Origin of the sequence: Spirillospora sp. NPDC049024 (assembly GCF_040649235.1) — a bacterium.
Lineage (GTDB): Bacteria > Actinomycetota > Actinomycetes > Streptosporangiales > Streptosporangiaceae > Spirillospora.
The window spans coordinates 39,170-62,518 of sequence record NZ_JBEZFD010000015.1 but is presented as its reverse complement, the minus strand read 5'-3'; the positions used below and the strand labels follow the sequence as shown (position 1 = coordinate 62,518).

Below are 23,349 nucleotides of genomic sequence, written 5' to 3'. Positions count from 1 at the left end.
CTTGGCGACCGCCCCACGGCGGCACGCGGCCCCAACGCCTCCATACGATGTCAGAGGACGCGGTGAGGTTCTAGCGCGGGCGCCCCGATCTCGTTTCAGTGGAAGTTGCGGGCCCGGACCCGGCCGGGCACCGGGAGCCGCCGCAACCGCGTCGCGCGCACGTTGGCGACCCCGTCCGCGCGCTCCAGACGGCCGCTGACCAGCAGCGCCTGCGAGTCGACCGCGAGGCCGCGGAACCGCTGGAACACCTGCGGCGGGCACACCACGTTGATGATGCCGGTCTCGTCCTCCAGGGTCATGAACACGATGCCGCCGGCCGTCGGCGGGCGCTGCCGGTGGGTGACGAGCCCCGCGACGACGACGTTGGTCTCGCCGGGCGTCTCGGCGAGGCGCGCCGACGACAGGGCGCCGAGCTCGTCCAGCGCGTCCCGGACGTGCGCGACCGGATGGGTGTGGGAGACGCCGGTCGCCCACAGGTCGGCGAGGGTCTCCTCGATCGGCGTCATCGCCGGCAGGGCGGGGGCCGCCGCGCCCGGCGTGACGCCTTCCAGCCGTCCGGGCCCGGAGCCCGCCAGCGCGCCCGCCGCCCAGAGCGCCTCGCGCCGCGACAGGCCGAACCGGTCGAACGCGCCCGCGGTGGCGAGCGCCTCCAGCGCGCCCGCCGACAGCGGCACGCGGCGGGCGAGGTCCTCCATGTCCGTGTAGGGGCGGCCCGCCGCGATGGCCTCGGCGGTGTCGTCCCCGAGGTTGCGGATGCCCGCCAGCCCCAGCCGGATCGCGGGCTGCGGCGCGGCGGGCGCGTGGGGATGGTCGGAGTCGACCTCGACGGGCTCCTCCAGGGCCGGGTGGACGCCGCTGGCGTTGATGTCCACGCCCCGGACGACGACGCCGTGCCGCCTGGCGTCGGCCAGGAGGCTCTGCGGGCTGTAGAACCCCATCGGCTGGTTGCGCACCAGGGCGGCGGTGAAGGCGGCGGGGTGGTGGCGCTTCAGCCAGGCGCTCGCGTACACCAGATGGGCGAAGCTCTGCGCGTGCGACTCCGGGAACCCGAACCCGGTGAAGCCGAGGATCTTCTCGTACACGCTCTCCGCGACGGGGGCCGGGATGCCGCGCTCGGCCATCCCGTCCAGCAGCCGCCGCTTCAGCCGCTCGACGCGCTCGGGCGCGCGCTTCGCGCCCATCGCCTGCCTGAGCTGGTCGGACTCGGCCGGGGTGAAGCCCGCGCAGTCGACGGCGAGCTGCATCATCTGCTCCTGGAACAGCGGGACGCCGAGCGTCCGGGACAGGGCCGGCTCCATCAGCGGATGAGGGCATTCGGCGGGTTCCAGGCCCTTGCGCCGCCGCAGGTAGGGGTGCACGGACCCGCCCTGGATCGGCCCCGGCCTGATCAGCGCGACCTCCACGACCAGGTCGTAGAACTCGCGGGGCTTGAGGCGGGGCAGCGTCGCCATCTGCGCCCGCGACTCGACCTGGAACACCCCGACCGTGTCGGCGTCGCACAGCATGTCGTAGACCTCGGGGTCGTCCGGCGGGATCGACTGGAGGTCGTAGCGGCGCCCGTGGTGCTCGGCCACCAGGTCGAAGCAGTCGTGCAGCGCCGCGAGCATCCCGAGGCCGAGCAGGTCGAACTTGACCAGGCCCGCCGCCGCGCAGTCGTCCTTGTCCCACTGCAGGACGCTGCGGCCCGGCATCGTCGCCCACTCGATCGGGCAGATCTCCCCGACGGGCCGGTCTGCGATGACCATGCCGCCGGAGTGGATTCCTAGGTGGCGGGGGAGTTTCAGCATCCGCTCGGCGAGGTCCATCACCGGCGCCGGGATGTCGGTCTCGGACCCGACCGGGTCGCGGGGGTCGATGCTCTTCGACCACGCGTCCTGCTGGCCGGGGGAGAAGCCGAGCGCGCGGGCCGCGTCCCGGACGGCCATGCGCGGGCGGTAGCTGATGACGTTCGCGACCTGCGCGGTGCACTCGCGCCCGTACTTGCCGTAGACGTACTGGATGGCCTCCTCGCGGCGCCGGTGCTCGATGTCGAGGTCGATGTCGGGCGGGCCGTCGCGGCCGGGCGACAGGAACCGCTCGAACAGCAGGCCGTGCCGGACGGCGTCGACCCCGGTGATGCCGAGCGCGTAGCAGACCGCCGAGTTGGCCGCCGACCCCCGCCCCTGGCACAGGATGCCCCTGCTCCGGCAGAACTCGACGATGTCGTGCACGATCAGGAAGTAGCCGGGGAAGCGGAGCTGCTCGATGACGTCCAGCTCCCGGGCGATCTGCTCGTACGCGCCGGTGACCCGCTCCCGCTCGGGCGGCCCGTACCGCTTGAGCGCGCCCTCCTTCACCAGGCGCCGCAGCCAGCTCGCCTCGTCGTGCCCGTCGGGGACGGGCCAGTCGGGCAGCCGGGGCGCGACGACGTCGAAGTCGAACCGGCACTCCTCGGCCAGCGCGACCGTCCGCTCCCGGACGCCGGGGAAGCGCGCCAGCCGCCGCGCCATCTCCGCGCCGCTCCGCAGGTGCGCGGTGCCGCTCGCCGGAAGCCACCCGACCATGTCGTCCAGGCCGCGGCGGGCCCGGACGGCGGCCATCGCCTGCGCCAGCCGCGCGTCGGCGCCGGGCGCGGCGAAGTGCACGTTGTTGGACGCCACCACGTCCACCCCGGTCCGGCGCGCCAGCGCGAACAGGGCGTCGTTGCGCAGGTCGTCGTCGGGCTGGTCGTGGTCGATCAGCTCGACGAACACGTTCTCGCGGCCGAACATGCCGACCAGCCCGCGCAGCTCCCGCTCCGCCGCGTCCGGCCCGCCCGACTCCAGCGCCGCCGGGACCGCGCCCTTCCGGCAGCCGGTGAGGACGGCCCAGTGGCCGTCGTGCGCACCGGCCAGCGCGTCGACGTCGTAGACGGGACGGCCCTTCTGCCCGCCCGCGAGCTGCGCGGACGTGATCGCCGAGCACAGCCGCGCGTAGCCGGGGGCGCCCCGGGCGAGGACCAGCAGGTGCCGGCCCGCCGGGTCGGGTTCGCCGGTCCGGGGCCCCGGCAGGCCGAGGCCCAGCTCCGCGCCGAACACGGTGCCGATCCCGGCCTCGGCCGCGGCCTGCGCGAACTGCACCGCCCCGTACATGCCGTCGTGGTCGGTGACCGCCATCGCCCGCACGCCGAGCCGCGCCGCCTCGGCGACGAGCGCGCCGGGGTCGCTCGCCCCGTCCAGGAAGCTGAACGAGGAGTGGACGTGCAGTTCCGCCCACGGCACCTCCCCTTCGGCGCGGCGGGGGACGCCGGCCGGCTCCGGCGGCGGCTCGGGCGCCCGCTCGCCGGGCCGCCACGACAGCCGCCCCTCGAACTCCTTCCAGGAGATCGGCGGGTTGTGCCATCCCATCAGCCGGAGCGCCCCTCGATCACAGACGGCTCGGTCATGGACGCCTCAGTCATAGACGGCCTCGACGTGCCAGCGCCCGCCCTCGACGGCGAGCAGGTAGGCGGCGCCGTCGTCGGTGGTGACCTGGAACCGGGCGCGGCGGCGTGCGGCGTCCGGGTCCCACCAGCGCTCGTCCGCGGGCCACGGGCCCGTCCAGCCGGTCACGGCGGCGGGACGCCCGCGCACGGACAGTGTCGCGGGCGGCGCGGACACCTCGCACCGCGCCGACACCACGACCGCCGCGCCGGACGCGTCGGCCAGCTCGGCGGGCGCCGGGGTGACCGGGACGACCGCCGGCGCGGGCCCGGACACGCTCCCGGGCCACGGCCCCTCCGGCACTCCGGCGGGCGGCAGGTCGCCGACCGGGACGCGGACCACCCGCTCGCCCGGCCCGCGCCCGCCCACCAGCACGGGCCGCGCGATGCCGTGGTGGCCGAGGAGCGACTGGATCCGGTCGGCGGCCCGCGCGATCCGGTCGGTGACGGTGGTGCGCCCCCATAGGCCCTCCTGCCGCCCGACGTCGGGGACGAGCTGGTCGGGCGCCAGCTCGACCCACGTCACGCCGCCCCAGACGGTGTCACCGCTCCCGTCCGGCCGGTGGGCCGACAGCTGCCAGCGGACCCGCTCGGCCACGGCCAGCGCCGACAGCCCGTCGTGCCGCCACAGCCGCCGCAGGACGTGCCCGTCGGCGAACCCGACCGCGGCCTCCAGCCGGACGCACGCCAGCCCGGCCGCGGCGAGGGCCTCGTGCAGCTCGGCCGCGAGCCGCTTCGCCGCGAACACGACCCGCTCCGCCTGCTCGGCGGGCGGGTCGAAGCCGGCGCGCACCGACAGGTCGGCCGCGGCGCGGACCGGCGCGAGCGGGCGCGGCTCCTCGCCCCGCGCCAGCCGGTGCGCGAGCGCCCCGCCGGCCCCGAACCGGCCGGCGACGTGCCCGGACGGCAGCGCCGCGAAGTCGCCGAGGGTCTTGATCCCGAGCCGCCGCAGCAGGTCGGCCAGCTCCGGCCGGTCGAGCACCGACAGCGGGTACGGCGCGAGGAACGCCGCCGCGCCGCCCTCGGGCACCACGACGCCGCCCTGGCCCGCGCGCGCCGCCAGCTCGGCCGCGAACAGGCCGTCCGCGACGCCCGTCCCGCAGTCGTGCCCGGCCTCGACGACGGTGTCCTGCACGAGGACGCGCAGGGCCTCCTCGCCCCCGTAGAACCGGGCCGGGCCGCGCGCCGGCATCGCGCACAGCCCCGGCCGCACCACCTCCACGCGCGGCGTCAGCTCCGCGACCGCCTCCGCGACCGCCTCGAACCGGCGCCCCTCCGCGTCGGGGTCGCGCTCGCGCACCACCAGCCCGGGGCACCGCCGCTGGGCGTCCCGCAGCCGCTGCCCGCGCCGCACGCCCTCGGCCCGCGCCGCCGCCGAGCAGGCCGCGACCTGCCCCCGCACGACCACGGCCCCCGGCGTCGCCGCGTCGATCCCGACCGCGGTGACCGGCCAGTCCGGGCACCACGCCACGAGGACCCTGGTCACGCGATCCCCTCCTCGACCGCCGCCCGCACGAACGGCGGGGCGCCGGACGGCCGCGGATGCACGGGCGCGCCCGCGGCCACGGAGCCGGGGACCAGCTCCAGCGGCGGCCGGGCCGTCTCGACCGGCCGGACGGTGCCGTCGGGCGCGGGGAGCCAGAGGCCCGCGCGGCGGCCGGCGCCGGGGGCGTCCCGGCCCTCGGCGACCACCTGGACGCGGCGGCCGGTGAGCCGGCCGTGCCCCTCGGCCAGGCCCTCCCAGGCCGGGTCCTCCACGCGGAGGCGGAGCCGGGTGCCGGGCCAGTCGCGGGCGAACGCCCCGGTCAGCGTGAGGACGCAGCCGTGCTTGCGGGCCAGCGCCGACAGCCGGCGGACCGCGGCGGCGCCGGGCCGCTCCGGCGGGCACAGCAGGACCAGGTCGACGGCCTCGGCCAGCGCGGCGACCACGTCCGGCCAGCGGTCGCCGGGCTCGTCGACGAGCAGGAGCCGCTCGGGCGCGGCGCCCATGCCCGCCGCGGCCGCCACGCCGAAGCCGGGGAGGCCGACGACGCCGCACCAGCCGCCCGCGCCGTCCTCGCCGCCGTGCGCGGACACGCCCGCGACGAGCGCGAGGCCGAGGGAGGCGGCGCCGGGGCCGTCGAGCCCGACGGCCGAGCCGGGACGCAGCCCGCCGCCGGGGACCACGGTCCGCAGCGCGGGCAGGACCGGCACGGTCGCGTGCGGCGCCGTCCCCGCTCCGGCGCCCTCCAGCGCCGTCGCGAGATCCCGCAGGGCCGCCTCCGGCACGCTCGTTCCTCCTCTCGAACCCTCCCGGATCAATTTCGAACACGAGTTCGACCTCTGTCAAGTTGTCGCAGGTCACGCGGGGGAGTCGGGCGGGCCCGAAAGCCTGGTGGGGCAGGGCTTCCCGGTATTTCGGACATGATGGGGGCATGACGACCGACGTGCCGACCCTCGAATGGACCGGCGACGGCCTGCGGCTGCTCGACCAGACCGTCCTGCCCGGCCGGGTCGAGTTCCGCACGGTCCGCGACGTCGACGCGCTCGTGGACGCGATCCGGCGGCTGGTGGTGCGGGGCGCGCCCGCGCTCGGCGTGGCGGGCGCGTTCGGCGTCGCCGTCGCCGTGGCGCAGGCCGCGCGCGAGGGCTGGGACGACGCCCGGCGCGACGCCGCGATCGCCCGCGTCCGGGAGGCGCGCCCGACGGCGGTGAACCTGGCCGCCGGCGTCGACCGGGTGCTGCCGTTCGTGCCGCGGGGCGCCGGCGCGGTGGCGGCCGAGGCCCAGGCCCTGCTGGACGAGGACGTGCGCGGCAACCGGGCCATCGGGGCGCACGGCGCCGACTGGATCCTCGCGCGGGCGGGGGACCGGCCCCTGCGCGTCCTGACGCACTGCAACGCCGGGGCGCTCGCCACCGCCGGCTGGGGGACGGCTCTCGGGGTCGTCCGGGAACTGCACGACCGGGGACGCGTCGAGCTCGTCTACGCGGACGAGACCCGCCCCCTCCTCCAGGGCGCGCGGCTCACCGCGTGGGAGCTCGACCAGGCCGGCATCCCGTGCGTCGTGCAGGCGGACGGGGCCGCGCCGAGCACGATCCTGCGCGGCCTGGTGGACGTCGCGGTCATCGGCGCCGACCGGATCGCCGCCAACGGCGACACCGCCAACAAGATCGGCTCGGTCGGCGTGGCGCTGGCCTGCCGGGAGGCCGGGGTCCCGCTGGTGGTCGCCGCGCCGTGGAGCACGGTCGACCTCGCGCTCCCCGACGGGACCGGCGTGCCGATCGAGGAGCGCGAGGCCGAGGAGATCCTGGCCTGGGGCGGCGCGCGGACCGCCCCGGAGCGGGTGGGCGCGTTCAACCCCGCGTTCGACGTCACGCCCGCCCGCCTGGTGACCGCGCTGGTCACCGAGACGGGCGTGCTGGAGGTCTCCGCGGGCGCGACACCCGCTCAGCGGGCGGCCGCGAACGCCCCCGGGGTCACTCCTCGGGCGTGAGGTTGCGGGTGGCGGCGCGCAGGCTCTCGAACAGGCGCGCCTCCTGCGCCCTCGCGGCACGGACGTCGCGGTCGACGAACAGGGCGTCGTGCAGCCGGGGAAGCCGCTGCGTGGCGTAGCCGGTGTCGATCCCCGGCGCGTAGATCTGGTGCCGGTACCAGGGGCGGCCCGGCAGCCCGGCCCGCGTCAGCAGATCCCGCTCGGTCCGCATGATCTTGTCGTTGAGGCGCCGGAACGCGGCCGTGCCGCCCCTGCGCAGCGCCTCGTCCGCGCGCGCCTGCAGCGCCTCAGCCGCGCGCTGCCGCCGGATACCTGGCCGACTTCACCACCGAGCAGCGCAAGCGGCTCGGTCCGTCGTCGTGGACGTCTCGCGCGACATCGCGCAGGCCAGGGCCTGGCGTCTCCTCCGCGTACGGGCGGGGCACCTGCAGACGGCGTTCACCAACTTCTTCGCCAAGCGCGCCGCCTACCCGCGGTTCAAGTCGCGCAAGAGGTCCCGCGCGTCGGCCGAGTACACCCGCAGCGCCTTCACCTGGCGCGACGGGCACCTCACACTGGCCAAGATGACTGCGCCGCTGGACATCCGCTGGTCGCGTCCGCTGCCCAAGGGCGCGGAGCCGAGCACGGTGACGGTGTCGCGTGACAGCGCGGGCCGCTGGTTCGTGTCCTTGCTGTGCCAGGACATCATTCCTGCGGCCCCGGCCACGGAGCGCGGTAGGAATCGATGCCGGGATTACTTCCCTGGTGGTCCTGTCGTCCGGGGAGAAAGTCGACAATCCCCGGCACGAGCGGCGTGACCGCGCCCGCCTGGCCAGGGCGCAGCGGAACCTGTCCCGCAAGGCCCCGGGTTCGGCGAATCGGGAGAAGGCCCGCCGCAAGGTGGCCCGTGTTCACGCGCGGATCGCCGACCGGCGCCGCGACCTGCTGCACAAGGTGTCGACTCGCCTCGTCCGTGAGAACCAAACGGTCGTGATCGAGGACCTCGCTATCAGCAATCTCGTGAAGAACCGCAGGCTCGCGCGCGCCATCTCGGATGCGGCGTGGCGGGAACTGCGCTCGATGCTGGAGTACAAGTGCGCCTGGTACGGCCGCGACCTGGTCGTGATCGACCGCTGGTTCCCCTCCTCCAAGCTGTGCGGAACCTGCGGAACCGTCCGCGCCAAGCTGCCGCTGGACGTCCGCCAATGGACGTGCGGCTGCGGCGCCGTGCATGACCGCGACGTGAACGCCGCGCGCAACATCCTGGCCGCCGGGCTGGCGGCATCCGCCTGTGGAGACGGTGTAAGACCTCAACGGGACACCTCCCGGACGGGGCACTCGTCGGCGAAGCAGGAAACCCAGCGGGCGACCGCCGGAGCCCTTCGCCTCTAGGCGAGGGAGGATGTCAACATGGTTGTCGTGCCGACCTCCCCGAACCCACCCGCCACGCCGCGTCCGGCGGAGCTGGAGGCGGTGCTGGAGGCGGTGCTGGAGCGGATCACCTACGCGAACGAGGACACCGGGTACACCGTCGCGCGTGTCGCGACCGCCAAGAGCGGCCCCGACCTGCTCACCGTCGTGGGCGCGCTGCTCGGCGCGCAGGTGGGGGAGAGCCTGCGCCTGGTCGGGCGGTGGCGCTCGCATCCCAAGTACGGCAAGCAGTTCGAGGTCGACTCCTACACGACCGTCCTGCCGGCGACGATCCAGGGCATCCGCCGCTACCTCGGCTCGGGAATGATCAAGGGCATCGGCCCGGTGATGGCCGACCGGATGGTCTCGCACTTCGGCACCGACATCCTGCGCGTCATCGAGGAGGAGCCGGAGCGCCTCGTCGAGGTCCAGGGCCTCGGCCCCAAGCGCACCAAGCGGATCGGGGACGCCTGGCAGGAGCAGAAGGCCATCAAGGAGGTCATGGTCTTCCTCCAGGGCGTCGGCGTCTCCACCTCCCTCGCCGTCCGCATCTACAAGCAGTACGGTGACGCCTCGATCGACACCGTCCGCAAGCGGCCCTACCAGCTCGCCTCGGACGTGTGGGGGATCGGGTTCAAGACCGCCGACACGATCGCGCAGGCCGTCGGCATCCCCCACGACAGCCCCGAGCGGATCAAGGCGGGCCTGCAGTACACGCTGTCGGAGGCCGCCGACGACGGGCACTGCTTCCTGCCCGAGCCCAACCTCGTCACGGCGGCCGAGAAGATCCTCGGCGTCGGGCGGGAGCTGGTCGTCCCGGCGCTTGACGAGCTGGCGCGCGAGGAGGGCGTCGTCCGGGAGCCGATCCCGGGGGAGGGGGAGGACGCCGCGACGATCCCCGCCGTGTACCTCGTCCCGTTCCACCGCGCCGAACGCTCCCTGGCCCGCGGCCTGCTGGAGCTGCTCGACGCCCCCGAGGACCGCCTCAAGGCGTTCGCCGGCGTCGACTGGGACAAGGCGCTCCCGTGGCTCAAGAAGCGCACCGGCCAGGCGCTCGCCCCCGAGCAGGAGGACGCCGTCAAGCTGGCGCTCACGTCCAAGCTCGCGGTGCTGACCGGCGGCCCCGGCTGCGGCAAGAGCTTCACCGTCCGCTCGGTGGTGGAGCTGGCCGCCGCCAAGCACGCCAAGATCGTCCTGGTGGCGCCGACCGGCCGGGCGGCCAAGCGGCTCGCCGAGCTGACCGGGCACGAGGCCGCGACCGTGCACCGGCTGCTCCAGCTCCAGCCGGGCGGCGACCCCAAATACGACCAGGACAACCCCCTCGACGCCGACCTGGTCGTCGTCGACGAGTGCTCCATGGTCGACCTGATCCTGGCCAACAAGCTGGTGAAGGCCATCCCGCGCGGCGCGCACCTGCTGCTCGTCGGGGACGTCGACCAGCTCCCGTCCGTCGGCGCGGGCGAGGTGCTGGCCGACCTGCTCGGCGCCGAGGCCGTCCCGCGCGTCCGGCTCACCAGGATCTTCCGGCAGGCGCAGCAGTCGGGCATCGTCGTCAACGCGCACCGCGTCAACTCCGGCGACCACCCCCACACCCGCGGCTACCCCGACTTCTTCCTGTTCCCCTGCGAGGAGCAGGACGAGGCCGCCGAGCTGACGGTGGACGTCGTCGCGAACCGCATCCCGCGCAGGTTCGGCCTCGACCCGCGCCGCGACGTCCAGGTCCTCACCCCGATGCACCGGGGCGCCGCCGGGGCCGGCACGCTGAACTCACTGCTCCAGGAGAAGCTGACCCCGCACGACGAGGCCCGCCCCGAACGCCGCTACGGCGGCCGGGTCTTCCGCGTCGGCGACAAGGTCACCCAGCTGCGCAACAACTACGACAAGGGCGAGGCCGGCGTCTTCAACGGCACCGTCGGCGTCGTGTCGTCCGTCTCCCTGGAGGACCAGTCCCTGACCGTCGTGACCGACGAGGACGAGAGCGTCGACTACGCCTTCGACGAGCTGGACGAGCTCGCCCACGCGTACGCGATCACGATCCACCGGTCGCAGGGCAGCGAGTACCCGGCCGTCGTCATCCCGCTCACCACCGGCGCGTGGATGATGCTGCGCCGCAACCTCCTCTACACCGGCATCACCCGGGCCAAGAAGCTCGTGGTCCTCGTCGGGTCGCGCCGCGCCCTGGCCGCCGCCGTCCGCACCGCCGGCGCCGGCCGCCGCCACACCGCCCTGGCCCACCGCCTGAGTCAGCGGTAGCGGGCCAGTTCCCAGGGGTCGTGGGCGCAGAACACCTCGACCTCGCCGCCGTGCGCCAGCTCCCGCAGCCGCGCCACGTTCGCGAGCCGCAGCTCCCGGTCGACCTCGCCGCTCATCTGGACGAGCTCCATCAGCGGATGCACGACCGGTTCGGGGCGGTCGACCTCCCCGTGGTACATGTACGCGTCGCCCGCGTGCAGCAGCCAACGGGCGCCGTCGCGGACGGCCACGCCGGCATGCCCCGGCGTGTGGCCGCCGAGCGGGACCAGCAGGATGTCGTCGGGTACGCCCTCCAGCGACCGGACGCCCTCGAAGCCGTGCCAGGTCCCGCCTCCGCCGCCGTCGTAGGCGACCCACTTCGGGCCGTGGGCGAGCTGCGCCGGGGTCTTGCCGCCGTCCGCCAGCTCCGCCTCGAACAGGTGCACCGCGGCGTCCGGGAAGTCGCTGAGCCCGCCCGCGTGGTCGCGGTGCAGGTGCGTCGGGACGACGTGCCGGACGTCGGCGGGCGAGTACCCGAGCCCCTCGACCTGCCGGACGGCCGTCGCGGACGGATCGAGCGTCGGCCCCGCCATCTCCACCCAGTCGTCCAGCAGCCGCTCGGACGGCCGCTCGATGTCGCCGAGCCCGATCCCGGCGTCCACGAGCACGAGCCCGGCCGAGTCGGTCTCCACCAGCAGCACATGGCCCGTGGCCCGCGCCGGCCGCAGCGGGCTCTCCGGCCCGTCGGCCGGTTCGATCTCCCGCATGGGAGCGCAGTCGAGATGGTGAACGCGCATTGAAGCTCCTTAGACCAGGTCGCCGAGCCGGCGGGTGACCTCGTGGATGACGGACACGTCGCGCCGGACGCGGGCGAGCATGACGGCGCCCTGCACCGACGACAGGACGAGCTCCGCCAGCGGATCGGCGCGCTCCTCCGGCACGCCCCACCCGCGCAGGGCCGCCGCGATGCCCCGCTGCCATTCGGCGTAGACGGCGTCGCAGGCGGCCCGGATGGTCTCGCTCTCGGCGGCCGTCTCCAGCGCCACCGTCGCGACCGGGCACCCCTTGGTGAAGCCGGATTCCACCAGGGCGCGCGCGAAGTGGTCGCCGAGGGCGGCCAGCCCGGCGCGCCCGTCCGGCGCCGCGACGAGGGCCTCGGCGAGCGCCTCGCCCACCGCGCGGCCGGACCGCGCCACCGACTCGGCCGCGAGCTGCTCCTTGCCGTCCGGGAAGTGGAAGTACAGCGAGCCCTTGGGCGCCCCGCTCTCCGCGAGGACCTGGTTGAGCCCGGTGCCGTGGTAGCCCTGCCGCTGGAACAGCTCCGCCGCCGTCCGCAGGACGCGCTCGCGCGTCTCGCCCCGAGGTGTCATGACCCCAAACTAGACCGACTGGTCTATAGATTACAAGTCGGCGCCGAGACGGATCCGCGAGCGGATCGAGCCACCCGAAATATTTCGAGCCCCTGCCTCAGGCGCCGCGGAACTGCATGCGCAGGTAGGCGTCGAAGGCGCCGGCGCCGAGCAGGCGGCGGGTGTGGATCAGAGCCCTGGCGGCGGGGGTGACCACGTACCGGGAGCGGGGCCGGGCGGCGGTGACGGCGCGTTCGATCACCTTGGCGACCGACTCGGGCGGAGCGGACAGGGCGGCGTTGCGGTAGGAGGCCGCCATCTGGCGGTCCGCGGCGGCGTTGAGAGCGGCGTAGGGGCCGGCGGACCCGGCGGAGCCCGCGAGGGTGTGGGCGGCGGTCTCGCCGAAGGAGGTGCGGATCAGGCCGGGTTCGATCAGGCTGACCTTGATCCCGAACGGGGCGGCCTCGAAGCGCAGCGCGTCGGTGAGGGCTTCGACGGCGTACTTGCTCGCGTGGTAGTACCCGCCCGCGGGGAAGACGATCCGCCCGCCCATGGAGCCGACGTTGACGATCCGCCCCCGTCCGGCAGTCCGCATGCCGGGCAGGACGAGCTGGGTCATGCGGGCGAGGCCGAACACGTTGGTCTCGAACTGGCGGCGCACGCCGTCGAGGTCGGTCTCCTCGATGGTGCCGTACTCGCCGTAGCCGGCGTTGTTGACCAGCGCGCCGACCGCCCCGTGCTCGGCCTCGACCGCGCGGACCGCCGCGCGCATGGACTCCTCGTCGGTCACGTCGAGCGCCAGGACGCGGGCGCCGGCCTCGGCGAGGCCGGCGATCGTCTCGGGGCGGCGGGCGGTGGCGTACACGGTCAGCTCGGCACGGGCGGCCAGCCGCTCGGCGGTGGCCCGGCCGATGCCGGAGGAGGTCCCTGTGATCAGGACTGCGGTCGTCATGGCTGCTCCGAGGTGAGGGGTCGCTGCTGGGTCAGGCCCGCCACGAGCAGCGCCACGGCATGGCGCAGCCGTCGGGTCGGGGCCTCGGGGTCGGTGAGGTCGGCCTCCAGGCCGCGCGTCAGGGCGAGGAGGAGCTCGGCGAACTCGGCGGCGTCCGCGTCCGGGGCGCCGGTGCGGACGGTGGCGGCGAGCAGGTCGCGCATGGCGGTGTCGTAGGACTCGATCAGGTCGGCGGACAGGCGGGCGTCCTCGCCCAGCAGTTCGGCGGCATGCGCGGGGCTGTCCTGCCACAGGCGCAGTGCCAGGCCGAGCTTGGCCTGCAGCGCCGCGGTGAGCCGCGCCGCCAGCCCTTCGCCGGACTCCGCGCCGAGCCGGGCCTCGGCCAGGGCCCGCTCCAGTAGCCGCTCGGCCAGGCGGCGGAAGGCGTCCTGCTTGTTGCTCACGTGCTGGTACACCGCCGCGCGCGACATGCCCGCCTCGCGGGCGATGTCGTCCATCGTGGTGCGCCGGACTCCGTGCCGGGTGAAGCACGTGTACGCGGCGTCCAGGATGGGTTCGATCCTCGCGTCCGTCACTCTGACATTCTATGCATAAAATGTCAGACTGACACACAGGGACGCGAGGGAGTGGCCGACGGCGGCCGGGAAGAGTTCGGTCGGAACGGCGGAACGCGCTTGAGCGCGGTCAGCCCGCTTCGGGCGGCGGGGCGGTGCTCTTGCGGACGACCAGGCTGGTCGACAGCTCCATGCGGGTGGCGACGGGCTCGTCCGCGCGGACGCTCAGGATGATCTGGGCGGCGGACTCCGCCATCTGCCGCAGCGGCTGGTGGACGGTGGTGAGCGCCGGGCTGGCCCAGGGCGCCACCGCGACGTCGTCGTAGCCCACCACGGAGAGGTCGTCCGGGACCCGCAGCCCGTGCACCCGCGCGGCCTCCAGCACGCCGAGCGCCTGCAGGTCGCTGCCCGCGAAGATCGCGGTCGGCCGGTCGGGCCGGGCGAGCATCTCCGCGGCCCTCTCGAACCCGCCCTGGACGTGGAAGTCGCCGTAGGCGACGAGGGACGGGTCGACCTCCAGGCCCGCCATGCCCATCGCCGACCGGAACCCGTCGAGGCGCGCGACCGAGCACAGCATGTCGGCCGGCCCGGTGATGATCGCGATCCGCCGGTGCCCCAGGTCGATGAGGTGCCGGGTCGCCGCGAGGCCGCCGGACCAGTTGGCGGAGCCGACCGAGGGGACGTCGGGGTCGGGGTCGCCGGCCGGGTCGATGATGACGAACGGGATCGACCGGGACCGCAGCCGCTTCTTGTCCTGCGGCGCGAGGCTGGAGAAGGTCAGCACGACGCCGAGCGGGCGGCGCCGCAGCACCCCGCCGATCCACTCGGGGCCGGGGGAGTGGCGGGTGCCGCTCTCGGTCAGCACCAGGCTCGCGCCGTTGGCCTTCGCGACGCTCTCCACGCCCCGGATCAGCTCCATGGTCCACAGGCTCTCGATCTCGTGCAGCACGAGCTCGATCAGCGGCGCGTCGGTCGCCATCCGGGAGCCCCGCTGGTAGCCGTGCTGCTCCAGCAGCCGCTCCACCCGCAGCCGCGTCCCGCGCGCCACGTCCTCGCGGCCGTTGAGGACTTTCGAAACCGTCGAGATGGAGACGCCGGCCTGGTCCGCGACCTGGGCCAGGGTCACCCGGCCCGCCCCCTCGTCCTGCTCCATGCCGGCAAGCATAGGGATTTCGGGCGACGCCCCGAAACTTGCCGTCAGCGGAGCGCGGCCCGCAGCGCCTCCATCGCCGCGGCGATCCGCTCGCGCGGCTCCGCGGTGCGGACCAGCCCGTCCTCGCCCACGTCGGGCCGGGTCACCGGGATCCGCGCGCACGCGGCCTCGACGATCTCGGCGCCCGCGTAGCCGAGCACCTTGCGCAGCGAGGCGTGCGCGTCGCCGCCGCCCGTCGGAGCCGACGGGGAGGCCACGTTCAGCCAGGCGGCGGGCTTGCCGTAGACCTCGCCACCGCCGATCGTCCAGTCGAGCAGGTTCTTGAACGAGCCGGGGAGCGCGCCCGCGTACTCCGGGGTGCAGATCAGCAGCGCGTCCGCGGCGCCGATCGCCGCGCGCAGGCCGGCGACGGCCGGGTGCAGCGGCTCGCGGTCGTCGTCGGGGTTGAAGTGCGGCAGGTCGCCCATGCCGGGGTAGAGGGTCGCCTCGGTCCCGGCAGGCGCCACGGCCTGCGCGGTGCGCAGCGCAGCCTCGTTCGTGGACCCCTTGCGCAGGCTTCCGCACAGCATCAGCACGTTCGTCACGATCACCAGGTTACGGTCAGTCCTCGACGGTCAGGCGGTCGAGGCGCAGGCCGGTGAAGGCGTCGGCGGTGACGCCGCGGACGCGTTCGGACCAGACCATGTGGTCGTGGTGCGACCACAGCGGCATCGCGGGCATGTCGCGCAGCATCGCGCTCTCGGCCAGGCGCGCCGGGATCACGCCCTCCTCGGGGGTGGCCGCCCGCTCGGCCTCGGCGACGAGACCGGCCGTGTACTCGTCGTCGAACCCGGTCCCAGCGCCCAGGAGCGGCGCCAGCGCGGCGACGGGCGCGGGGTAGGCGGCGGTCGTGCGGACGGCGAAGGGGCCGTCCACGTCATGGGAGTCCAGGGCCTTGCGCAGGTCCGCGACGGGGTGGGGGCGCGCGTCGAGCTTCAGTTCCTTGCGGAGCTGGTCCGCGACCGCCTTCACCCAGGCGTCGTCGCCCCGGCCCGCCTCGTACCAGAGGTTCAGCGGGCCCTTCAGCCCGCCCGCGTCGGCCAGCGCGGCGACCGCCGCCTTGGAGTCGTGGACGCACAGCCGGCACTGCCCCTCGCGGCGGCCGGGGCGGATGCCCGGCGCGACGAGCGAGTCGGAGGGGGAGTACTGGTGGCCGAGCGGCCCCTCCGTGACGGCGGAGCGGTCGATCGCCATCGACAGCGCCGACCGGACCGTGGGGGACGACAGCCGCTCCGCCCAGGCGGGGAACGCCAGGTAGGCGGCGTCGCGGCCGGGGACGGCGAGGTGCCGGTCGCCGAAGTCGGCCTCCATCGTCTCGTGCCGGTCCGCCGGCACCGTCGTGGCGACGTCCAGGTCGCCGGAGCCGGCCGCGGTGTACTGGCGCTTCGCCTCCGGCATCGCCTTGACGACCACGGACCGCCCGTCGCCCGAGCGCCGGCTCAGGACGATCTCCCGCGCGCTCCGCGACCGGAGCCGGAACGGCCCGTTGCCGACCGGGGCGCGGCCGTAGGCCGCCCAGTCGCGCGACGCCAGGACGCTCTCCGGTACCGGGAAGAACGCGGGGTCGCCGAGAAGGGCGGGGAAGCCGTTGAGGGGGCGGTCCAGCGTCACCTCGAAGGTCCGCTCGTCCTTCACCTTCAGGCCCGCGACCCCGTCCTCGCCCGCTCGGGCGCCCTTGACGTGCGCGACCTCGGTGAACAGCCGCGACCCGGCCCAGCCCTCGCGCAGCACGGCCGTCCAGGCGCCGGTGAACGAGCGGGACGTGACGGGCGAGCCGTCCTGGAACGTCGCGCCGGGGCGGAGCCGGACCGTCCAGACGCGCCGGTCCGGGCTGGTGACCGACTCGGCGGCGGCGTTCACGGGCGCGCCGGTCCGCGGGTCGTAGGCGACCAGGCCCGTCCACACCGCGTTCGCGATCATCCGGCCGGGGGCGTCGCGGACGTCGCCGGGCAGCAGCGTCGCGGGGGCCGAGGCGCCGACCGAGATCCGCGGATCGGCGGGTTCGCTCCACGCCTTCAGGGCCGCGACGGGCGCCACCAGCACCGCCACGGCCCCGGCGACCAGGGCGGCGGTGCGGGCTGAGCTCTTCAAGGGCCACTCCCGGGAGCTGGGCGGGCGCCGCCGGGCCGGGACGGCTCCGAGGGCCGGGGCGGCCCCCAGGGGAGGCTAGACCACGATGTCAGGTCCCACCAGTCCTTACGGTGCTGAGTCCATTTCGTGACCCGCGGGCCTGTTGATCACCTCGGCGGTGCCGGTCACACTGGCGCTTGCGAAGATCCTTTCCGTGGAGGCGCGATGCACCCCCGCACATCCTTTCCCTCCGGGCGCCTGCTGCAGGGCGCCGCGGCGGTCGCGGCGACCGTGGCGCTGACCGCCGGCAGCGCCTGGGCGTGCCCGCCCGAGCCGGAGAACTCCCAGACCAAGCAGGCCGCCGCGGCCGGCGGCGAGGCCGCCGAGGGCACCGGCGGCCACGCCGGGCACTACCACCGGGCGGCCCCCGCGAGCACGAAGTCCGAGGCGGTGAAGGGCGTGCGGCGCGTCGGCGGCGTGCCCGACGCCAAGGGCGCCATCTCCCTGATGTTCATGGACTACGGCCGCGGACCGCACAAGCGGACGATCATGTACGCGACCGGCCAGTTCGGGCTGAAGGCCTACGACATCAGCGCCGACCCCCGCGTCCCCAAGCTGGTCGGGCAGCTGAACATGCCCGGCATGTGGGAGACCGAGGACACCGACTTCGACCCCAAGCGCAAGATCATCTACCTCTCCCGGGACCCGCGCGCGTTCGGCGGCAACACCGCCACCGGCGAGTCGGGCATCTACGTCGTGGACGCCTCCAAGCCGGAGAGCCTGCGCCAGATCACCTACGTGAAGGTGCCCGCGGGCCACACCACGACCTGCGTGAACGACTGCAAGTACCTGTGGACGGGCGGCCCGGCGAAGGCCAGCTGGATGCCCGCGGACTGGGGCGGGCGCCCCGTCTGGGTCACCGACGTGCGCAACCCGGCCAAGCCGAAGGTCCACAAGGACCCGATCGACACCGGCCGCAACGACGGCAAGACCGACTACACCCACGACATCCAGGTCGACTCCGACGGGGTCGCCTGGGCCTCCGGGCGCGGCGGCGTGCGCGGCTACCACACGACCGGCCGCCACTACGACCCGGTGGAGAAGAAGTGGCGCACGGCCACCGCGGTCGACCCCGTCCCGTACGCGGGCGGCGGTCTGGACGAGGCCACCACCAACTCCACCTTCATGCACAACAGCTACCGGGCGGTCGGGCAGACCCGGGACCAGGCCGCCGACCCGCGCCGGTGGGGTAACGGCAAGCTGCTGTACGTCACCGAGGAGACGTTCAACGACGGCTGCGCCAACGACGGCCTGCTCGTCATCGCGTCGCTGAAGGGCTCCTACGGCGGCGAGGGCTGGCGGTCCACGCCGGAGCACAAGTTCCGCCTGAACACCGTCGCGACCTGGGGAGTGGCGGGCAAGGAGGGCAGCGACCCCGAGAGCACGGACTGCTCGGCGCACTACTTCGACGTGCGGGACGGCGTGATCGCCCAGTCGTTCTACTCGCAGGGCACCCGGTTCCTGGACGTCACGGACCCGACGAACCCCAGGCAGGTCGCCTACTACCGCCCGGCGGACGCCGCGTCCTGGCAGCCGTACTGGCACGGCAAGTACGTCTACGTCGCCGACAACACCCGCGGCGTCGACGTGCTGGAGCCCACCTTCCGCTGACCGTCCCACCGGGGCCTCACGCCCCGCGCGAAGACCCGTCCCCCTCCCCCCGGGGGCGGGTCTTCGCCCTGCTCGGGTCGGTCGCGCGCGTCTCGATCTCGCCGGCGCCGCGCTCGGCGGCCGCGACCGCGGACCCGGCCGCCCGGCGCAGCTGCTGCCCCGCCTGCTGGACGACCTGGACCGGCCGCGCCGGCAGGTGCCGCGAGGCGCCGCGGTGCCGCCGCCAGTGCTCGCGGGCGCGGGCCCGGTGCTCGACCCGCAGGTTCTCGATGAGGCGGTCGATGTCCATGGAGACCTCCCCGTACAGCGGCCACAGGTCGCCCGCCGCGGCCCGCTCGTGCAGCCGCCGGGTCAGCCGGGCGCGGCGCTCGCGGGCCACGTCCACCCGCACCTCCAGCTCGTGCTCGGCGAGGAACGGCCGGGCGTCGCGGGTGAGGTCGGAGCGGGCCAGCCGGCCGTAGGAGGCGATGCTGGCGGCGATCCCGGCCAGCGCGTCGCCGAGCTCGCGGCGCAGTTCCGGGTCGGTCAGCAGCCGCCCCCGCTCGCCGAGCCGCTCGTCGTCGGCGAGGGAGCGGGTCAGCCCGCGCAGCGACAGCGTGGAGTGCTCCATGGTCTCCATGGCGTTGCGCAGCGCGACACCGGCGTCGATGAGCCGCCGCGCCTGGGTCCGCGGGTTGAGCCGGACGCTCTCCTCTGCGGCGCCGAGGTCCCGGTCGGCGCGGCCGATCTCGCGCGCGAGGCGCTCGGCGTCCGCCTGCCAGCGGGCCGCCTCGGCCGGGGTGCGCTCGCCGCGCAGCCCGTCCGCGATGCCCTCGATCAGCTCCCGCAGCTTCTCGGCGACGTCCTGGACGGCCTCCTCAGCGGGCCGCACCCGCACCGTCGGCACCAGCAGCGTCGCCGCCAGCCCGGTGGCGGCGCCGATCAGCGTCTCCAGCACGCGGTCGGCGGCGCCCGCCTCGCTCGCCGCTCCGAGCGCGAAGATCAGCATCGCGGAGATCGGCGCCTCCAGCACGTGCTCGCCGAGCCGCAGCACGTGCCCGATGACCAGGGCCGCGAGGATCGTCAGGCCGAGCGTCCACCAGGAGAACCCGATGGTGCTCGCGGCCATCACCGCGACCAGCACCCCCGAGGTGACCGCGGCGACCCGCAGGATGCTCGCCTTGATCGTCTGGTAGACGGAGAACTGCACGACGAGCAGCGCGGTCAGCGGTGCCAGCAGCGGCTGCGGCCCGCCGGCCGGGAGCACCTCCAGGGCCAGCACGAACGCCAGCGTGGCGGTGATCGTCAGGCGGGCGATGCGGAAGACCGTGGAGCGCATCTCCGTCGCCACGCGCAGCGGCGAGCGGTCGCGGCGGTCACCCTGGCCGGAACGCCGGCGGAAGAACACGAGCGACATGCGCTCTGTCATGCCCGCAGGCGGGTAAAGGTCACAGATAGGGACAAAGATCACAAAAGCGCTGAAGCTGCAGGTCAACGGGGGAGGGGCGTCACTCCCGCCGGCGCGCGCGGAACGCGGCGACGTTCGTGCGGTTGGCGCAGGCCTCCGAGCAGAACCGGCGCCGGCCCGCCCGGGACGTGTCGGCGTACACGCGGTCGCAGCCGTCCGCCGCGCAGACGCCCGTCCGGCCGAGCCCGTGCTCGACGATCAGCTCGGCGAGGTTCATCAGCGTGGTCGCGCGGAACCGCTCCACCAGCCGGGACGAGGGCGGCGCGTAGTGCATGTGCAGGCCGTGCGGCTCGTGGTCGGAGAGGTGGGGGTGCATGGGGATCTCCAGCATGAGCCCGTTCAGCAGCGCCATCGCCTCCTCCAGGCTCCGCGCCTCGAAGAAGGGTCGCAGGACCCGGCCCCAGCGCCGGAAGTCGCCGGCGTCGGCGTCCTCGAACTCCTGCCAGAAGAACTCGTTCTCCCGCAGGATGCGGCGCAGCGCGCCGGGCGAGTCGTCCCCGCCGGCGCTCGTCACGGCGTTGACCAGCGCGGCGGCGGCGGCCACCCCGTGACTCTTGTATCCAGTGATGCGCATTACCCGGGCCTCCGGTCCCGCAGCCGATCAGTAAATGTTATCTTGTTTATAACCCTTACAGACGTCCCTGGGGATGCGCGGTGGAATGCCCACGCTGTGGCTGGCCTGAGTCCGATGTGTACGAGGTGCTGTCGCGGCACCTGACCTCCGAGGGAGTGGTGACCTACACCCGCTGCGCGTGCGGCCGGCTGCAGATGCGCGTGCAGCGGTTCGAGGCGGGCCCGGTCGCGGCGGCCGGTCGCGACGGCGGGGCCGCGCCGAAGCACCCCTAGCCGCACCCCTGGTCGCGCACTGGGCGGCCACCGCTAGTGCCGCCAGCGGGTGGCGGCGGCCACCTGCTGCGGGGTCGCCCCGTCCAGCAGCGCGATCTCCCCGCGCCGCACCGCCGCCACCGTGTCGGTGACGGCCTCGCCGAGCGCCTCGCGCAGGACGGCGTCGGCCTCGAACGCCGCGACCGACTCGGCCAGCGACGACGGCAGCGGGGCGATGCCCCGCGCGGCGCGCTCCTCCTCCGCCAGCCCCGCCGGGTCGACGTCGACCGGCTCCGGCAGCCGGAGGTCGGCGCCGAGCCCGTCCCGGCCGGCCGCGAGCAGCGCCGCCAGCAGCAGGTACGGGTTGGCGGCGCCGTCCAGGCACTTGACCTCCAGGTTCGCGGCGGTGGCGCGCTCGCCGTCCGCGCCCGTCACGAACCGCAGCGCGGCCTCCCGGTTCTCCAGCCCCCAGCACGCGTACGCGCCCGACCAGTGCGAGGGGATCAGCCGCAGGTAGCTCGCCACCGACGGCGCGCCGACCGCGAGCAGCGCGGGCAGCCGCCGCAGGATGCCCGCCGCGAAGGCCTCCCCGGCCGCCGTCATCCCGTACGGGCCGGAGCCGCCCGCCATCGCGTTCACCGCGCCGTTCGCCGCCGCGTTCGCCGCGCCGTCCCGCCACAGGCTGAGGTGGACGTGCGCGCCGTTGCCGACCGAGTCGGCCTCGACCTTCGGGGAGAACGAGGCGGCCATCCCGTGCCGCATCGTCACCGCGCGGATCGTCTCCCGGACGAGCACGGCGGTGTCGGCCGCGCCGACCGGGTCCTCGGCGGCCACCGACACCTCGTACTGCCCGGGCGCGTACTCCGGGTGCAGCTGGACGACCGTCACGCCCGTCGCCCGCAGCGCCTCCAGCAGGTCCCGCAGGTAGCCGGCCAGCTCGGTCACCCGCGTCATCCCGTACGCGGGGCCCTTGCAGGCGGGGGAGAACTCCTCGCCGCCGCCGTCCGACACCGCCCACTCGATCTCGAACGCCGCCTTCACCGCCCAGCCGCGCTCGGCGAGCCGGCCCGCCTCGCGGCGCAGCAGGGCCCGCGTGTCCAGCGGGTGGATCGAGCCGTCCTGGGCGTACCGGAGGGCGGGCGCGTGCGCCCAGCCCGGCAGCGCGGCCAGCGGGACGAGCCGGTCCAGGTCGGGGTGCAGCCGCAGGTCCCCGCTCGGTCCGCCGATGTGCCGCCCGGACACGATCGAGTCGTCCAGCAGGAACACGTCGAACACCGGGGACATCCCGACGCCCCACGCCGCCGCGTGCTCCAGCCGCTCCACCGGGACGGTCTTGGTGCGCGTGATGCCGCTGACGTCCACCCACGTCAGCGCCACGGCGACGATGCCCTCGCCGGCCAGCCTGCGCCCCGCCTCGGCGGCGCGGGCGCCGAGCCGGGCGCGCTCGTGCCCGTCCAGTGCCTGCGCTCCGGTGCCGCGCCCCCGGGGGGCGGGAAGAGAGGTCGGTTCCACGGTGCTGGCTCCCGGTCGGGTGGCGGCGGAGGTGGACACGCTCCGTAAGGGCATCGTAGGGAGAACGCGTGCGTGTTTCAGGAAGGAGACGGGAACCGTGCTGGAGTATCTGGAGTCGCTGCGGCTGGTCGACCACCACTGCCACGGCGTCCTCGACAGGGACCTGGGCCCGACGGCCTTCGAGGAGATGCTGACCGAGGCGGAGACCGCCGGGCCGCCCGGCGTGAGCATGTTCGACACCCAGGTCGGGTTCGCGCTGCGGCGCTGGTGCCCGCCCGTCCTCGGCCTCGACGCGCACGCCGGGCCGGACGAGTACCTGGCGCGCCGGGACGAGCTGGGCGCCGCCGAGGTGAACCGCAGGTTCCTGGACGCCGCCGGGCTGGACGCGCTCTGCGTCGACACCGGCCACCTGCCGGAAGCGATGCTCGACCCGCCCGCCCTCGGCCGCCTGGCGGGGGCGGAGGCGCACGAGATCGTGCGGCTGGAGTCGGTCGCGGAGCAGGTGGCGGCGGACGGGGTCGAGGCGGCCCGGTTCGCCGACGAGGTGCGCTCCCGGCTCCACGCCAGGGACGCGGTGGGCGCCAAGTCGATCGCCGCCTACCGGGCCGGGCTGGAGCTGTCCGGCGAGCGGCCGTCGGAGGGAGAGGTCGTCTTCGCCGCCGACCGGCTGATGCTCGCCGCGGAGCGCGCCGGGACCCCGCCGCGCGTGTGCGACGAGGTGCTGCACCGCTTCCTCGTGTGGTGCGCGGTGGACGCCGGGCTGCCCGTCCAGTTCCACGTCGGCTACGGGGACGTGGACGCCGACCTGCGCCGCGGCGACCCGCTGCTGCTCATCGAGCTGCTGCGCGCCATGGACCCCGTCCCCGCGATGCTGCTGCACAACTACCCGTTCCACCGGCACGCCGGGTACCTGGCGCAGGTGCTGCCGAACGTGTACGTCGACGCGGGCCTGGCGACGCACAACCTCGGGCATCGCTCGCCCGCGCTCATCGCCGAGCTGCTGGAGCTGGCGCCGTTCGGGAAGGTGCTGTACTCCTCGGACGCGTTCGGCCTGGCCGAGCTCTACCACCTCGGGGCGCTGCTGTTCCGGCGCGCGCTCGCCGGGTTCCTGGCCGGGGGAGTGGACGACGGAGCCTGGACGCCCGGGGACGCCGAGCGCGTCGCGGGCCTGGTCGCCTCCGGCAACGCCCGCCGGGTCTACGGTCTGAAGTGAACCGATCATCCGGGCGGAACCGGCGATCGGG

19 protein-coding genes and 1 pseudogene are annotated in these 23,349 nt (G+C 74.9%); 6 read left to right on the top strand and 14 right to left on the bottom strand.

Going from position 1 to position 23,349, the window contains the following annotated elements:
• Window positions 1–95: 95 nt before the first annotated feature.
• From AB0C21_RS26645 to imuA', 3 genes are read right to left on the bottom strand one after another with little or no spacing between them, the layout of a single operon-like run.
• The gene (locus tag AB0C21_RS26645) at window positions 96–3,365 is read right to left on the bottom strand and encodes an error-prone DNA polymerase (protein WP_500207775.1); all 3,270 of its coding nucleotides are present in this window, start codon (window positions 3,363–3,365) and stop codon (window positions 96–98) included.
• Between the two features lie 45 nt (window positions 3,366–3,410).
• Window positions 3,411–4,925, bottom strand: coding sequence for a DNA polymerase Y family protein (locus AB0C21_RS26640; RefSeq protein ID WP_500207773.1), 1,515 nt, complete (start codon window positions 4,923–4,925; stop codon window positions 3,411–3,413).
• Complete coding sequence (gene imuA', locus AB0C21_RS26635; RefSeq protein ID WP_500207772.1) at window positions 4,922–5,707, bottom strand: DnaE2-dependent mutagenesis accessory factor ImuA'; 786 nt, start codon at window positions 5,705–5,707, stop codon at window positions 4,922–4,924. Before imuA' ends, AB0C21_RS26640 begins: the two co-directional genes overlap by 4 nt.
• A gap of 146 nt (window positions 5,708–5,853) precedes the next feature.
• On the opposite strand from imuA', the gene mtnA reads away from it, so the two are divergent.
• Window positions 5,854–6,912 (top strand): S-methyl-5-thioribose-1-phosphate isomerase, encoded by a 1,059-nt coding sequence (mtnA, locus tag AB0C21_RS26630; protein WP_500207771.1) that lies wholly within the window; start codon window positions 5,854–5,856, stop codon window positions 6,910–6,912.
• Here the strand turns inward: mtnA and AB0C21_RS26625 are convergent.
• Window positions 6,896–7,222 (bottom strand): transferrin receptor-like dimerization domain-containing protein, encoded by a 327-nt coding sequence (locus tag AB0C21_RS26625; RefSeq protein WP_500207964.1) that lies wholly within the window; start codon window positions 7,220–7,222, stop codon window positions 6,896–6,898. The two genes, mtnA and AB0C21_RS26625, sit on opposite strands and share 17 nt — an antisense overlap.
• Before the next feature lie 112 nt (window positions 7,223–7,334).
• Here AB0C21_RS26625 and AB0C21_RS26620 point away from each other — a divergent pair.
• A pseudogene (locus AB0C21_RS26620) lies at window positions 7,335–8,283 on the top strand (RNA-guided endonuclease InsQ/TnpB family protein); the annotation flags it as partial.
• A gap of 18 nt (window positions 8,284–8,301) precedes the next feature.
• A complete protein-coding gene (gene recD2 / locus AB0C21_RS26615; RefSeq protein ID WP_500207769.1) occupies window positions 8,302–10,554 on the top strand; it encodes an SF1B family DNA helicase RecD2 in 2,253 nt (750 codons plus the stop codon).
• On the opposite strand, the gene AB0C21_RS26610 is transcribed toward recD2, so the two are convergent.
• The 7 genes from AB0C21_RS26610 to AB0C21_RS26580 all read right to left on the bottom strand — a co-directional run bounded on the left by AB0C21_RS26610 (window position 10,545) and on the right by AB0C21_RS26580 (window position 16,671).
• Window positions 10,545–11,330 carry an MBL fold metallo-hydrolase gene (locus tag AB0C21_RS26610; protein WP_500207768.1) on the bottom strand — a complete coding sequence of 262 codons (786 nt, stop codon included), beginning with the start codon at window positions 11,328–11,330 and terminating at the stop codon, window positions 10,545–10,547. The two genes, recD2 and AB0C21_RS26610, sit on opposite strands and share 10 nt — an antisense overlap.
• Before the next feature lie 9 nt (window positions 11,331–11,339).
• Window positions 11,340–11,903 carry a TetR/AcrR family transcriptional regulator gene (locus AB0C21_RS26605; protein WP_500207766.1) on the bottom strand — a complete coding sequence of 188 codons (564 nt, stop codon included), beginning with the start codon at window positions 11,901–11,903 and terminating at the stop codon, window positions 11,340–11,342.
• Between the two features lie 97 nt (window positions 11,904–12,000).
• Window positions 12,001–12,834, bottom strand: a complete 834-nt coding sequence (locus tag AB0C21_RS26600; protein WP_500207765.1) for an oxidoreductase — start codon at window positions 12,832–12,834, stop codon at window positions 12,001–12,003.
• Window positions 12,831–13,409, bottom strand: coding sequence for a TetR/AcrR family transcriptional regulator (locus AB0C21_RS26595; RefSeq protein WP_500207763.1), 579 nt, complete (start codon window positions 13,407–13,409; stop codon window positions 12,831–12,833). The genes AB0C21_RS26600 and AB0C21_RS26595 overlap by 4 nt, the downstream gene beginning before the upstream one ends.
• Window positions 13,410–13,518: 109 nt before the next feature.
• Complete coding sequence (locus AB0C21_RS26590) at window positions 13,519–14,541, bottom strand: LacI family DNA-binding transcriptional regulator (protein ID WP_500207762.1); 1,023 nt, start codon at window positions 14,539–14,541, stop codon at window positions 13,519–13,521.
• 44 nt (window positions 14,542–14,585) lie between these two features.
• Entirely contained in the window at window positions 14,586–15,125 is a 540-nt protein-coding gene (locus AB0C21_RS26585) for an NADPH-dependent FMN reductase (RefSeq protein WP_500207761.1), read from the bottom strand.
• A 16-nt stretch (window positions 15,126–15,141) separates the two neighbouring features.
• Complete coding sequence (locus AB0C21_RS26580) at window positions 15,142–16,671, bottom strand: peptide ABC transporter substrate-binding protein (RefSeq protein WP_500207760.1); 1,530 nt, start codon at window positions 16,669–16,671, stop codon at window positions 15,142–15,144.
• A 204-nt stretch (window positions 16,672–16,875) separates the two neighbouring features.
• Here AB0C21_RS26580 and AB0C21_RS26575 point away from each other — a divergent pair, with 204 nt between their 5' ends.
• Window positions 16,876–18,321, top strand: a complete 1,446-nt coding sequence (locus AB0C21_RS26575; protein ID WP_500207759.1) for an LVIVD repeat-containing protein — start codon at window positions 16,876–16,878, stop codon at window positions 18,319–18,321.
• A gap of 16 nt (window positions 18,322–18,337) precedes the next feature.
• Here AB0C21_RS26575 and AB0C21_RS26570 read toward each other — a convergent pair whose 3' ends face one another.
• Both AB0C21_RS26570 and AB0C21_RS26565 read right to left on the bottom strand, forming a co-directional pair.
• Complete coding sequence (locus AB0C21_RS26570) at window positions 18,338–19,729, bottom strand: FUSC family protein (RefSeq protein WP_500207758.1); 1,392 nt, start codon at window positions 19,727–19,729, stop codon at window positions 18,338–18,340.
• A gap of 79 nt (window positions 19,730–19,808) precedes the next feature.
• Window positions 19,809–20,342, bottom strand: a complete 534-nt coding sequence (locus AB0C21_RS26565) for a CGNR zinc finger domain-containing protein (protein ID WP_353819556.1) — start codon at window positions 20,340–20,342, stop codon at window positions 19,809–19,811.
• Between the two features lie 116 nt (window positions 20,343–20,458).
• Between AB0C21_RS26565 and AB0C21_RS26560 the strand changes: the two genes are divergently transcribed.
• Entirely contained in the window at window positions 20,459–20,614 is a 156-nt protein-coding gene (locus AB0C21_RS26560; RefSeq protein ID WP_500207756.1) for a hypothetical protein, read from the top strand.
• A gap of 33 nt (window positions 20,615–20,647) precedes the next feature.
• Here AB0C21_RS26560 and AB0C21_RS26555 read toward each other — a convergent pair whose 3' ends face one another.
• On the bottom strand, window positions 20,648–22,105 hold the full coding sequence (locus AB0C21_RS26555) for a type I glutamate--ammonia ligase (protein WP_500207754.1): 1,458 nt from the start codon (window positions 22,103–22,105) through the stop codon (window positions 20,648–20,650).
• Between the two features lie 97 nt (window positions 22,106–22,202).
• Between AB0C21_RS26555 and AB0C21_RS26550 the strand changes: the two genes are divergently transcribed.
• Window positions 22,203–23,318 (top strand): amidohydrolase family protein, encoded by a 1,116-nt coding sequence (locus AB0C21_RS26550; RefSeq protein WP_500207752.1) that lies wholly within the window; start codon window positions 22,203–22,205, stop codon window positions 23,316–23,318.
• Window positions 23,319–23,349 lie beyond the last annotated feature (31 nt).

Bases quoted from the DNA above. Each gene is read 5' to 3' on its own strand.
- AB0C21_RS26590 (WP_500207762.1), bottom strand. From the start codon at position 14,541: ATGGAGCAGGACGAGGGGGCGGGCCGGGTGACCCTGGCCCAGGTCGCG.
- mtnA (WP_500207771.1), top strand. From the start codon at position 5,854: ATGACGACCGACGTGCCGACCCTCGAATGGACCGGCGACGGCCTGCGG.
- AB0C21_RS26600 (WP_500207765.1), bottom strand. From the start codon at position 12,834: ATGACGACCGCAGTCCTGATCACAGGGACCTCCTCCGGCATCGGCCGG.
- recD2 (WP_500207769.1), top strand. From the start codon at position 8,302: ATGGTTGTCGTGCCGACCTCCCCGAACCCACCCGCCACGCCGCGTCCG.
- AB0C21_RS26570 (WP_500207758.1), bottom strand. From the start codon at position 19,729: ATGACAGAGCGCATGTCGCTCGTGTTCTTCCGCCGGCGTTCCGGCCAG.
- AB0C21_RS26565 (WP_353819556.1), bottom strand. From the start codon at position 20,342: ATGCGCATCACTGGATACAAGAGTCACGGGGTGGCCGCCGCCGCCGCG.
- AB0C21_RS26605 (WP_500207766.1), bottom strand. From the start codon at position 11,903: ATGACACCTCGGGGCGAGACGCGCGAGCGCGTCCTGCGGACGGCGGCG.
- AB0C21_RS26645 (WP_500207775.1), bottom strand. From the start codon at position 3,365: ATGGGATGGCACAACCCGCCGATCTCCTGGAAGGAGTTCGAGGGGCGG.
- AB0C21_RS26610 (WP_500207768.1), bottom strand. From the start codon at position 11,330: ATGCGCGTTCACCATCTCGACTGCGCTCCCATGCGGGAGATCGAACCG.
- AB0C21_RS26575 (WP_500207759.1), top strand. From the start codon at position 16,876: ATGCACCCCCGCACATCCTTTCCCTCCGGGCGCCTGCTGCAGGGCGCC.